Source organism: Xanthobacter versatilis, assembly GCF_043193975.1.
Taxonomy (GTDB): Bacteria; Pseudomonadota; Alphaproteobacteria; order Rhizobiales; family Xanthobacteraceae; genus Xanthobacter; species Xanthobacter autotrophicus_E.
Genome location: NZ_JBAFVB010000014.1, coordinates 36700 through 48722 on the forward strand (window position 1 = coordinate 36700; position 12023 = coordinate 48722).

8 protein-coding genes are annotated in these 12023 nt (G+C 66.8%); 5 read left to right on the forward strand and 3 right to left on the reverse strand.

Annotation, left to right across the window (positions count from 1 at the left end):
* Positions 1-261: 261 nt before the first annotated feature.
* Positions 262-4965 carry a glutamate synthase large subunit gene (gene gltB, locus V5F66_RS20680; protein WP_394008461.1) on the reverse strand — a complete coding sequence of 1568 codons (4704 nt, stop codon included), beginning with the start codon at positions 4963-4965 and terminating at the stop codon, positions 262-264.
* 652 nt (positions 4966-5617) lie between these two features.
* Here gltB and V5F66_RS20685 point away from each other — a divergent pair.
* On the forward strand, positions 5618-6376 hold the full coding sequence (locus tag V5F66_RS20685; RefSeq protein WP_394052579.1) for a hypothetical protein: 759 nt from the start codon (positions 5618-5620) through the stop codon (positions 6374-6376).
* Between the two features lie 112 nt (positions 6377-6488).
* Here the strand turns inward: V5F66_RS20685 and V5F66_RS20690 are convergent, their stop codons facing one another.
* Positions 6489-7070 (reverse strand): YqaA family protein, encoded by a 582-nt coding sequence (locus V5F66_RS20690; protein WP_011996137.1) that lies wholly within the window; start codon positions 7068-7070, stop codon positions 6489-6491.
* 442 nt (positions 7071-7512) lie between these two features.
* Here V5F66_RS20690 and V5F66_RS20695 point away from each other — a divergent pair, with 442 nt between their 5' ends.
* A complete protein-coding gene (locus V5F66_RS20695) occupies positions 7513-7638 on the forward strand; it encodes a hypothetical protein (RefSeq protein ID WP_393999621.1) in 126 nt (41 codons plus the stop codon).
* Between the two features lie 174 nt (positions 7639-7812).
* Here V5F66_RS20695 and V5F66_RS20700 read toward each other — a convergent pair whose 3' ends face one another.
* Positions 7813-8853 (reverse strand): 2-dehydropantoate 2-reductase, encoded by a 1041-nt coding sequence (locus V5F66_RS20700; protein ID WP_011996138.1) that lies wholly within the window; start codon positions 8851-8853, stop codon positions 7813-7815.
* 205 nt (positions 8854-9058) lie between these two features.
* On the opposite strand from V5F66_RS20700, the gene V5F66_RS20705 reads away from it, so the two are divergent.
* The 3 genes from V5F66_RS20705 (at position 9059) to V5F66_RS20715 (ending at position 11871) form a co-directional block, all read left to right on the forward strand.
* On the forward strand, positions 9059-9913 hold the full coding sequence (locus V5F66_RS20705; protein ID WP_394094637.1) for an IclR family transcriptional regulator: 855 nt from the start codon (positions 9059-9061) through the stop codon (positions 9911-9913).
* A gap of 350 nt (positions 9914-10263) precedes the next feature.
* Positions 10264-11277 (forward strand): Bug family tripartite tricarboxylate transporter substrate binding protein, encoded by a 1014-nt coding sequence (locus V5F66_RS20710; protein ID WP_394094638.1) that lies wholly within the window; start codon positions 10264-10266, stop codon positions 11275-11277.
* Positions 11278-11355: 78 nt separating this feature from the next.
* Positions 11356-11871 (forward strand): tripartite tricarboxylate transporter TctB family protein, encoded by a 516-nt coding sequence (locus V5F66_RS20715; protein WP_011996141.1) that lies wholly within the window; start codon positions 11356-11358, stop codon positions 11869-11871.
* Positions 11872-12023: the final 152 nt, after the last annotated feature.

Below are 12023 nucleotides of genomic sequence, written 5' to 3' on the forward strand. Positions count from 1 at the left end.
GCCGCGCGCACCCCATCGATCCGGGTGCCGCACCACGTGTCCAAATACAAGAATTGTTCCAGCTTGAGGACTCGGAATTCGCACGCGCGATCCGCGCGCCCGTTCAAGTCCAGCACACCGGGCGAACGTTCTCTCCCGCTTGCGGGAGAGGATGGGGAGGGGCTGGCCCGTTCCGTTGAGCGCCGTATCCGGCGATGGTGAGCCGCCGGGGCGGCGCTCCCCGACCCGCCCCGCAGCGGGGCGGGCGAGAAGGAACTCGCGCTATTCCGCCGCCGCCAGGCCGCGGCGCTTTTCCATGTCGCGCAGGGCGCGGCGGTATTCCACCGGCATCACCTTGACGAACTTGGAGCGGTACTCGGCCCAGTTGTCGAGGATCGCCTGCGCCCGGGCCGAGCCCGTGTAATGCAGGTGCTTGGCGATGAGCTGGTGCAGGCGTTCCTCGTCGTGGCGGGACATGTCGCCCTGCACGTCGATACGGCCCTTGAACTCCAGGTCGCCGCCGTGGTGGTGGAGGCGTTCCAGCAGGTCCTCCTCCTCCTCCACCGGCTCGAGGTCCACCATGGAGAGGTTGCAGCGCTTGGCGAAGCTCTTGTCCTCGTCCAGCACATAGGCGACGCCGCCGGACATGCCGGCCGCGAAGTTGCGCCCGGTCTGGCCGATCACCACCACGATGCCGCCGGTCATGTACTCGCAGCCGTGGTCGCCGGTGCCTTCAACGACGGCGATTGCACCGGAATTGCGCACCGCGAAGCGCTCGCCGGCGATGCCGCGGAAGTAGCACTCGCCCTCGGTGGCGCCGTACATCACCGTATTGCCGACGATGATGGAGTCCTCCGGCACGATGGCGGCATTGGCCGGCGGCCGGACGATGATGCGCCCGCCCGACAAGCCCTTGCCCACATAGTCGTTGGCCTCGCCGATCAGGTCGAAGGTGACGCCGGCGGCGAGGAAGGCGGCGAACGCCTGGCCCGCGGTGCCGCTCAGCTCCACATGGATGGTGTCGTCCGGCAGGCCCTGGCCGCCATAGGCCTTGGCCACGGCACCCGACAGCATGGCGCCGGCTGAACGGTCCACCGAGCGGATCGGCGTCTTGATCTCGACGCGCTCGCCCCGTTCCAGGGCCGGAGCGGCCTGGGCGATGAGGGTGCGGTCCAGCACCCTCTCGATGGGATGGTGCTGGCGCTCGGTGTGGCGGATGCCCACCTCGGGCGGCATGTCGGGCTTGGCGAAGATGCGCGAGAAGTCGAGGCCCTTCGCCTTCCAGTGGTTGATGGCGGCGTTCTGGTCGAGCACCTCGGAGCGGCCCACCATCTCATCCATCTTGCGGAAGCCGAGGGAAGCCATGATCTCCCGCACTTCCTCGGCGACGAAGAAGAAGTAGTTGATCACGTGCTCGGGTGTGCCCTTGAAGCGCTTGCGCAGCACCGGGTCCTGGGTCGCCACGCCCACCGGGCAGGTGTTCAGGTGGCACTTGCGCATCATGATGCAGCCCGCCGCGATGAGCGGGGCGGTGGAGAAGGCGAACTCGTCGGCACCGAGCAGGGCACCGATGATCACGTCGCGGCCGGTGCGCAGGCCGCCGTCCACCTGCAGCGCGACGCGCGAGCGCAGTCGGTTGGCCACCAGGGTCTGCTGGGTCTCGGCGAGGCCCATCTCCCACGGCGAGCCGGCATGCTTGATGGAGGTGAGCGGCGATGCGCCCGTGCCGCCCTCGAAGCCGGAGATGGTGATGTGGTCGGCGCGGGCCTTGGCGACGCCCGCCGCCACCGTGCCCACGCCCACCTCCGACACGAGCTTCACCGACACGTCCGCGTCGGGATTCACGTTCTTCAGGTCGTAGATGAGCTGGGCGAGGTCCTCGATGGAATAGATGTCGTGGTGCGGCGGCGGCGAGATGAGGCCGACGCCGGGGGTGGAGTGGCGCACCTTGGCGATCACCGCGTCCACCTTGTGGCCGGGCAACTGGCCACCTTCGCCGGGCTTGGCGCCCTGCGCGACCTTGATCTGCATCACGTCGGAATTGACGAGATATTCCGCCGTCACGCCGAAGCGGCCGGAGGCCACCTGCTTGATGGCGGAGCGCATGCTGTCGCCGTTGGGCAGGGGCTTGAAGCGCTCGGGCTCCTCGCCGCCCTCGCCGGTGTTCGACTTGCCGCCGATCCGGTTCATGGCGATGGCCAGCGTGGTGTGCGCCTCGCGGGAGATGGAGCCGAACGACATGGCCCCGGTGACGAAGCGCTTCACGATGTCGGCGGCGGGCTCCACCTCCGACAGGTCCACCGGCGCCTGGCCCAGCTCTTCCGCGCTCTTGATGCGGAACAGGGAGCGCACGGTAAGCAGGCGGGAGTCATGATCGTTGATCATGGTGGAGAAGGCGCGGAACTTGTCCCGCGCATTGCCGCGCACGGCGTGCTGCAGCTCGGCCACCGATTCCGGCGACCAGGCGTGATCCTCGCCGCGGATGCGGTAGGCATATTCGCCGCCCACATCCAGCGCCATGCGGAAGATCGGGGCGTCGGAGAAGGCGAGGGTGTGGCGGCGCTCGCTTTCCTCGGCGATCTCGGCGAGGCCCACGCCCTCGATGGTGGTGGCGGTGCCGAAGAAATACTTATTCACCAGCTCGGAGGAGAGGCCCACCGCGTCGAAGATCTGCGCGCCGCAATAGGACTGGTAGGTGGAGATGCCCATCTTGGACATCACCTTCAAGAGCCCCTTGTCGATGGACTTGATGAAGCGCTTGACGATCTCCTTGTCGTCCACCTCCTCCGGGATCTCGTCCTTCATGGAGAGCAGGGTCTCGAAGGCGAGATAGGGGTTGATGGCCTCGGCGCCGTAGCCGGCGAGGCAGGCGAAATGGTGCACCTCGCGCGCCTCGCCCGTCTCCACCACCAGGCCCACGGAGGTGCGCAGGCCCTTGCGGATCAGGTGATGGTGCACGGCGGCGGTGGCGAGCAGCGCCGGGATCGGGATGCGGTCCGGGCCGACCAGGCGATCGGACAGGATGATGATGTTGTAGCCGCCGTGGACCGCCGCCTCGGCGCGCTCGCACAGCCGCTCGACCGCGTCGCTCATACCCGCCGCGCCCTTGTCGGACGGGTAGGTGATGTCGAGGGTGCGGGTGTCGAACCGCTCTTCCATGAAGCCGATGGAGCGGATCTTCTCCAGGTCCTCATTGGTGAGGATAGGCTGGCGCACTTCCAGCCGCTTGCGGCGGGCAGTGCCTTCCAGGTCGAAGATATTCGGCCGCGGCCCGATGAAGGAGACAAGGCTCATCACCAGCTCCTCGCGGATCGGGTCGATGGGCGGGTTCGTCACCTGGGCGAAGTTCTGCTGGAAATAGGTGTAGAGCAGCTTCGACTTGTTGGAGAGCACGCTGATGGGCGTGTCGGTGCCCATGGAGCCCACCGCCTCCTGGCCGGTGATGGCCATGGGCGCCATGAGCAGCTTGAGGTCTTCCTGGGTGTAGCCGAACGCCTGCTGGCGATCGAGCAGGGCCACGTCGGTGCGCACCTCGCGCGCCTCCACGGGGCGCAGGTCCTCCAGCACCAGCTGGGTGTGCTTCAGCCACTCCTTGTAGGGATTGGCGCGGGCGAGCTGGGTCTTGATCTCCTCGTCGGGAACGAGGCGGCCTTCCACGAGGTCCACCAGCAGCATCTTGCCCGGCTGGAGGCGCCACTTGGTGACGATCTTTTCCTCGGGCAGGGTCAAGACGCCCATTTCGGAGGCGAGCACGATGGTGTCGTCGCTCGTCACCATGTAACGGGCGGGGCGCAGGCCGTTGCGGTCGAGGGTCGCGACGATCTGGCGGCCGTCGGTGGCGACGATGGCGGCCGGGCCGTCCCACGGCTCCATGAGGGCAGCGTGGTATTCGTAGAAGGCGCGGCGCTCCTCGTCCATGAGCGGATTGCCCGCCCAGGCCTCGGGCACCAGCATCATGGCCGCGTGGGGCAGGGAATAGCCGCCCTGGGTCAGGAATTCGAGCGCGTTGTCGAAGCAGGCGGTGTCCGACTGGCCTTCATAGGAGATGGGCCACAGCTTGGAGATGTCGGCACCGAACAGCTCGGTGTCCACGGAAGCCTGACGCGCCGCCATCCAGTTGACGTTGCCGCGCAGGGTGTTGATCTCGCCGTTGTGGGCCACCATCCGGTAGGGGTGGGCCAGCGGCCAGGCCGGGAAGGTGTTGGTGGAGAAGCGCTGGTGCACGAGGGCGAGCGCGCTCTCGAAGTCCGGGTCGTGCAGGTCGGCGTAATAGGCGCCCAGCTGGTCGGCAAGGAACATGCCCTTGTAGACCAGGGTGCGGCAGGACAGCGACACCGGATAATAGCCCGCGGTGCGGGGGTCCTTGGCGCCGTAGACGGTGTTGGAGATCACCTTGCGCAGCACGAACAGCCGGCGCTCGAAGCCGTCCTCGTCGCCGGCGAACTCGCCGCGGCCGATGAACACCTGGGCGTGCTTGGGCTCGGTGGGCAACACGCTCCAGCCAAGGGAGGAATTGTCGGTGGGCACGTCGCGCCAGCCGAGGATGACAAGGCCTTCCTCCGCCACCGCCCGCTCATAAGTGGCGCGCACGATCTGCTCGCCCTCGGGATCGCGGGGCAGGAAGATGTGGCCGACCGCATAGAGGCCGGGCTCCGGCAGGGAGAAGCCGAGCCGGGCCGCTTCCTTCAGGAAGAACTTGTGCGGGATCTGCACCAGCATGCCCGCGCCGTCGCCGGCGCGCGGGTCGGCGCCCACGGCGCCGCGATGCTCCAGGTTGAGCAGGATGTTGATGCCGTCCTGGATGATGCGGTGGGACTTGCGGCCCTTGATGTCGGCGATGAAGCCGACGCCGCACGCATCCCGTTCATGGGCCGGGTCAAACAGGCCGAAGGGTTCCGGGCGCCCGACGATCGCCGTGTCTTTCACGGCGGCGGCCGTCCGAGCCACGCTTCCGTTCAAGCCATCCGTGCGATCCGTCGCTGCCATCTCGTCGTTCCTTCTGTGCTGGCGGCCGGGCAGATGCGCCCCGCCGTCCTTCCCCAACCTTTGCCCTTGCGCCGCGATCCGGGTTCCCCGCGGATCGGGCCGCAGCCCCCATCGGTCCGGGCCTGCCCGATGATGTCCTACGGCTACGCTGCAACTTTTGCACCACTGCCGCGCCGCACAGAAGGCCCCCCGTTCGTCTGAACGCGAGCTTGAGACAATCTGAACCATCGACACGGGAGATAGGGAAGCATGGTTTCCCTATCTCATGGAACATGCCAGAAAAGCGGCACGCCTACAAGCGCCTCAATGGCGCAAAAGCAGCCGGATCGGCGAAAAGTTGCGCTTAATACCGTCAGGACGAAAGAACGGTACGGCGCGCGGCGCCGCGACGCAACGGAGTTTCAGGAGACCCATTGCCGGCCGTCGCCGTGACACCGCGGGCGCGTCCAAAGGCTGCCGCATTGGGCGCCTTAAGTTTCGCGGGACTCACGCGCAGGCGCCGGTCGTCGGCAGGGCGGGTGTTCAGACTTCGGCGCGCCGGCTGGCGTGTTGGGATAAATGAGGTTCAAGAATGGAGAGGCGCGCCATGCCGCGAACCCTCACAGGCCCCGTGCGCTTCGGGATCGGTGCCTTAATTTTGAGCGCCGCGATTATGCCATCTGCCCCCATAGCGGCACAGGTGCTCATCTATGAGGGGCCCTATGGCTATGCGCGACCCTATGGACCGCCGCCTCGTGCCTATGTGCCCGCGCCGCCCCGCGGCTATGGCATGCTGCCGCCGGGCGAAGTGCGCGCCATCGTGGTCGGCATGGGCTATCGGCAGGTGTCGCGGCCGCGTCTGGCCGGGCGCACCTATGTGGTGACGGCGGTGGATGAGGACGGGCCGGCTGTGCTGCGGCTCGATGCCTTCACCGGCCGGGTAGTGAGCGCGCGCAGCGTCTATGGCGGGCCGACCATCGCCGTGCCGACACCGCCCGGGCCTGGCCCCCGCCGCCCCCCGCCGCCCTCGGCCCCGCCGCGGTCCCAGCCGCCGGTGGCTGCCGCACCGTCATCGCCGGCCAAGCCGCTGCCGCCGTCGCGTCCGCCTGAGCCGGCCGTGGCCACGGTGACACCGGCCCCGGCCGTGCCTCAGATCGCCCCGGCGCCAGATGCAGCCAAAGCCGCCGCGCCCCAAGCTCCTGCTGCGCCTCAGCCGGCCGCCGCGACACCGTCACCGCCTGCGCAATCCGCCGCTCCGCAGGCCGCGCCGGCCAATCCGGGGGCAACCCCGGCGAACCCGGAGGCAGGACGGTCCGCCGCGCAGTCGGCATCGGCCGCACCGCAAAAGCGCAAGGCCGGGGCGGGCACCGCGACCACGGATAGCGCCACCGCCGGTTCCGCCTCGGTGCTGTCGCGGCCGAAGGCGCAGTAACGAAAACGGCCGGTGAGCAGGCTCACCGGCCGTTGGTCCGGACCATGTCGTCCTTATGATATCAGGGCGCTGCCCGCGCCTCAGCCCCGGCCGCGAGCGACCAGGCCTTTCGTCAGGCGAAGTAGGCGGCCGCCACGAGGCCGATCACCAGCACGCCGAGGAAGCCGAGGGTGACGAGCCCGAGCCGCTTCTCGATGAATTCCCGCGCCGACGGCCCGAAATAATGCAGGATCGCCGCGAGGATGAAGAAGCGCGCGCCGCGGGTGATGATCGACAGCACCACGAACCAGAACAGATTGTAGTCGGCGAAGCCCGAGGTGATGGTCACCAGCTTGAAGGGGATCGGCGTCAGCCCCTTCAGCAGGATCACCCAATGGCCGTAATGGGCGTAGGCGGCGCGGAACTGGTCCACCTTGGAGCCGTAGCCATAAAGGTCGATCAGGAACTTGCCGACGCTGTCATAGAGCAAGGCGCCGATGGCATAGCCCACCAGCCCCCCGAGAACCGACGCGACTGTGGCGATGAGCGCATAGCGCCAGGCGCGATCCGGGCGCGCCAGGGTCATGGGCACCTGCAGCACATCCGGCGGCACCGGGAAGACGGAGCTTTCCGCAAACGCAACCAAAGCGAGCGCCCAAGGCGCCGACGGCTTCGCGGAGTAGGCGATGATCCAGTCGTAGAGCTTGCGGAGCATGGGCGCCTTGTGCGGTGCAGTATAAAAGGTCCCTCGGCTTAGAGCGTCCCACCGGTCGAGTAAAGCGCCGGGAGGCTGTGAAACGCCCCCGCGACATCCCGTCAGCCCCCCTCACGACACGTAAACCATTGCTTTACTGTGATCCCCACGCGATGGCGGGCTGTGACCGGGCGGACACAGACAGCGCGTTTCGTGCGGTGTAAGACCTCAGGCACCGAAGCCTGAGTCGCGCGGGGCGAGCCCCGGTTTCGGTGCCGACGGGCATGGTGCCGCTGTCCGGGAGAAGTTCCGGAACCCAGGTGGGGCCAGCTTGTTCAGGCTTTATGAACTGCAGCTGAAGTAGGTGTTCAGCTCTTGTGCGGCGCATGGCGACTAAGCATGCGACGCCAGGGCGATGCACAATTTCGGCTCGGTCTGGCCGCGACCAAGTTGAGGGATGAGGATGTTCAAGCGAATCGCCGTGTTTGCCGCTCTCGTGCTCGGCTATGTCCTGACGGGAATGGCGCTGAACGCCAGCCAGCCGAACCCGGGCACCCCCCTCGCCGCCACGATGACGGAGAGCGAGTGATCGCACCCGCGGCGCTGGCAAAGTGCCAGCGCAGCGTACGGGGCCGGGCCTGATCCGGACATTCAGCCACTGAAACGAAAAAGGCCGGGCGAGACCCGGCCTTTTCTTTTGCGTGTGTCATGACCTTGGGGCAGAGGCTCCGGGGCGTTGCCGCCGGCCGGAGCCTCGCCCGGCTCAGTGCGCGGCGGCCTTCTTGGCGGGCACGAGATCGGCGGCGGTGACCGGCGGCACGGCGAGGATGTCGCCCAGACCCGCCATGGCCGCGCGCTGGCGCACCAGAGCCAGCACCACGTCGAGGGTGGGGGTGGGAAGTTCGAGCATCTGCGCCATTTCCTGGACCACGCTCACCAGCGGGTCGATCTCCATGGGGCGATCGCGCTCGAGGTCCTGCAGCATGGAGGTCTTGTGGGCCCCCACCGCGCCGGCGCCGTTGATGCGCCGCTCCACATCCACCCGGAAGTTGATGCCCAGCTTCTCGGCGACGGCCTTGGCCTCCAGCATCATGGAGCGGGCCACGGCGCGGGTGCCGGGATCTGCGGCGATGATGTCGAGGGTGGCGTGGGTGAGGGCGCTGATGGGGTTGAAGCAGAGATTGCCCCACAGCTTCAGCCACAGCTCGTCGCGGATGTTGGTCAAAACCGGCGCGCGCAGGCCGCCCTTCTCCATCATCTGGCTGAGGGCGGTGACCCGCGGCGTGATCTCGCCCGAGGGCTCGCCGAGGGGGAACTTGTCGCCGTAGATGTGCTGGATCACGCCCGGCGCCACCACCTCGGTGGCCGGATAGACGATGCAGCCGAGCGCGCGCTCAGGCCCCAGCACCTCCCACTGGCGGGCGCCGGGATCGATGGTGGACAGGGTCCGGTTCTCCAGCGCGCCGCCATGCTTGTAGAAATACCAGTAGGGCACACCGTTCACGGCGGTGACGATGGCGGTGTCGTTGCCCATGAGGGGGCGCAGCCGGTCCACCACGCCCGGCACCGAATGTCCCTTGAGGGCGATGATGACGTAATCCTGCGGGCCGAGCTCGCGGGGATCGTCGGTGGCGCGGACATGGCTCACGCGCTCCTCGCCGTTGATCAGCAGCTTCAGGCCGTTGGTCTGCATGGCTTCCAGATGGCCACCGCGGGCCACCAGGCTCACCTCGGCGCCGGCGCTGGCGAGCTGGGCGCCCAGATATCCGCCGATGGCTCCGGCTCCGTAGATGCACACCTTCATGGCAGATCCCTCCCGATCGTTCATTGCGTATTATGTATGCCAGATTAGAGCGCACGCTCCGCCCTTGGCAACCATGGTCCCCACGATAGCAGTGGAAATTAATTCCGGAAGATGGAAAATTTGTCACAGGGTGGACGCCGGCCGCCGTCCAGCTACTTTGGGGGCCGACGCGCTGAGCCGCACCAAGCAGGTAGGGAGTATTGGGATGCCGGAGACCGAGGTCGCGCCACGCCGCAGGGGTCGCCCCGCCTCGGGCACCGCCGCCGAGGGTGGGGCCGAGGTCCAGTCGCTGGATCGCGCCATCGCCCTGCTGCGGGTGGTGGCGGACCAGGATGGCATGGCGCTGGCCGAGATCGCCCGCCGGGCGGAACTGCCGGTGTCCACCGTGCATCGGCTGCTCACCACGCTGGAGAAGCGCCAGCTGGTGAATCACGACCTGTCCACCGGGCTGTGGACCGTGGGGCTCGGACTGTTCCGCATCGGCTCGGCCTACCTGCGCATCCGCAAGCTGCCGGACATCGGCCGCCCGGTGATCCGCCGGCTGCTGCACGAGACCGACGAGACCGTGAACCTCGCCATGTTCGACGCCATGGAGCTGGTGGTGGTGGCCCAGGCGGAGGCGCATGCCCCGGTGCGCGCCTTCTTCCGCCTCGGAGCGCGGCTGCCGCTGCATGCCACCGCCGCCGGCAAGGCCGTGCTGGCCGCCGCCACGCCCGCCTTCCGCGGCGCCTGCCTTGGCCAGATCCGCTACGAGCCCTTCACCACCGCCACCCACCGCGAGGAGCGGGAGCTGATGGACGATGTGGCTGAGATTCTGGAACGTGGCTTCGCCGTGGACCGGGAAGAGCATGCCCCCGGCATGCGAGCGGTGGCCGCAGCGATTCTCAACGAATGGCGCGACCCCATCGGTGCGGTCTCGGTCTCCGCGCCCGCGGTGCGCATGAGCGAGGACCGCATCCTGCGCCTCGGCCGGCGCGTGGCCGCTGCCGCCGAGCAGATGACGCGGCTTTATTCCGGCGTCGATGAAAGCGTGTCGCAGGATTACGCTACGTATCGGTAAGGCTTGTTGACTGAATTGGCATACAGTATTCCAAATATTGGAATACGGAGTACCAAATTCGGAATTGAAAATTCCAATTGACACAAGGGAAGCTCATTATACTCTTCCCCGGCCGCCCTAACGTAAGCGGTGGTAACGCCAAATAGAGTGCCAGCTCGAACAAGACGTGAGCGCCCGTTTCGGCCCGATTCACATCGTCATTGGGTCGCCAAAGCGCGTCTCACCTGAAACAGAGAGGGACGGAACCTGTTTGCGGGCCGGCCGGCCCATGGGCACGCGGCTCCGATATCGATCGGCACAAGTCTCGATCCGCACAACAAAAACGCGGACGATCCGGGAGGAAAACCATCATGAATTCGGCAATCGCCAGAACCATCCGGCGAGGTGCAGCCGCGCTCGCCGTGGCCGCAGCTTTTTCCCCCCTGGCGGCGCACGCCTGGGAACCGACCAAGACCGTGGAATTCATCGTGCCGGCGGGTACGGGCGGGGGCGCCGACCAGATGGCGCGCATGATTCAGGGCATTGTTCAGAAGAACAACCTGATGACCCAACCCCTCGTCGTCATCAACAAGTCAGGCGGCGCGGGTGCCGAAGGCTTTCTCGATGTGAAGGGCTCCAACAGGAACCCGCACAAGATCATCATTTCCCTGTCCAACCTCTTCACCACGCCGCTCGCCACCGGCGTGCCCTTCTCCTGGAAGGACATGACGCCGGTTTCCATGCTGGCCCTGGATGAATTCGTCCTGTGGGTGAACGCGAAGGCGCCTTATGACGATGTGAAGGGCTATCTCGATGCGCTGAAGGCGGCGTCGGGAGACCAAGTCTTCAAGATGGGCGGCACCGGCTCCAAGCAGGAAGACCAGATCATCACCGCCGCCATCGAGCAGAAGACCGGCGCCAAGTTCATCTACGTGCCCTACAAGGGCGGCGGTGACGTGGCTGCGCAGCTTGTGGGCGGGCATGTCACCTCGTCGGTGAACAATCCCATCGAGGCGGTCTCCCAGTGGCGCGCCGGCGAGCTGAAGCCGCTGTGCGTGTTCGACGACCAACGCTTGCCCTACAAGGAGCCCATCGCCAACGGCAAGTCGTGGGCAGACATTCCTACCTGCAAGGAAGCCGGGCTCGACATCGAATATTTGATGCTGCGCGGCATCTTCATGCCGCCGGGCGCCTCGAAGGAACAGGTCGAGTATTTCGTCGATCTGTTCAAGCGGGTGCGCGCCACGCCCGAGTGGCAGGACTTCATGCAGAAGGGCGCCTTCAACACCACCGCCCTCACCGGCACGGACTATGCCGCCTGGCTTGAGAAGGCCGCCGGGACCCACAAGGACCTGATGGAGAAGGCCGGCTTCGTCGCGAAGTAGCGGGCACGGCTCCGCCGGGTGTCCGGCGGAGCCGTTCCCGACGCGACAGGCAGGTCTTCGGCAACGGGAGGATGGGTCATGAGCAGCGAAACCGGCCATACCGGCCAAAATGAGAAAACCGTCACCAACCGCACCATGGACATGGTGGTGGCCCTCGTCTTCATGGGCGTCTCGGCGCTGGTGATGAGCGACAGCTGGCGCGTCGGCGCAAGCTGGGCGGCGGACGGGCCGCAGGCGGGATATTTCCCGTTCTACGTGGGGCTGATCATGTTCGTCGCCAGCACGGTCACGCTGGTGCAGAACATCGTCACCCGCCATCCCGACCTCACCAATTTCGTCGACCGCACCCAGCTGGTCTCGGTGATGCAGGTGCTGATCCCGACCACGCTCTATGTGGGGCTGATCTTCCTTCTGGGGATCTATCTCGCCTCCGCCGTGTTCATCGCCTTCTTCATGTGGTGGCTGGGCAAGTATTCGCCGGCGAAGATCATCCCGGTCGCGGTGGGCGTGCCCCTCGCGCTGTTCGTGATGTTCGAGATCTGGTTCCTGGTGCCCCTGCCCAAGGGGCCGCTGGAAACCGCGCTCGGCTACTGATCCGGTTGCCGGCGCGCAGGAAGAGCGCGCAAGACCAGGTCGCGCCAAGAAAAGTAGTCGCAGAAAAATAACGCGATCATTTTCACCGTTCGATGAAACGCGAAGATGATCGAGCCGCGCGCGGCACGTCCCGTGCGTTGTGGCGCTGCACC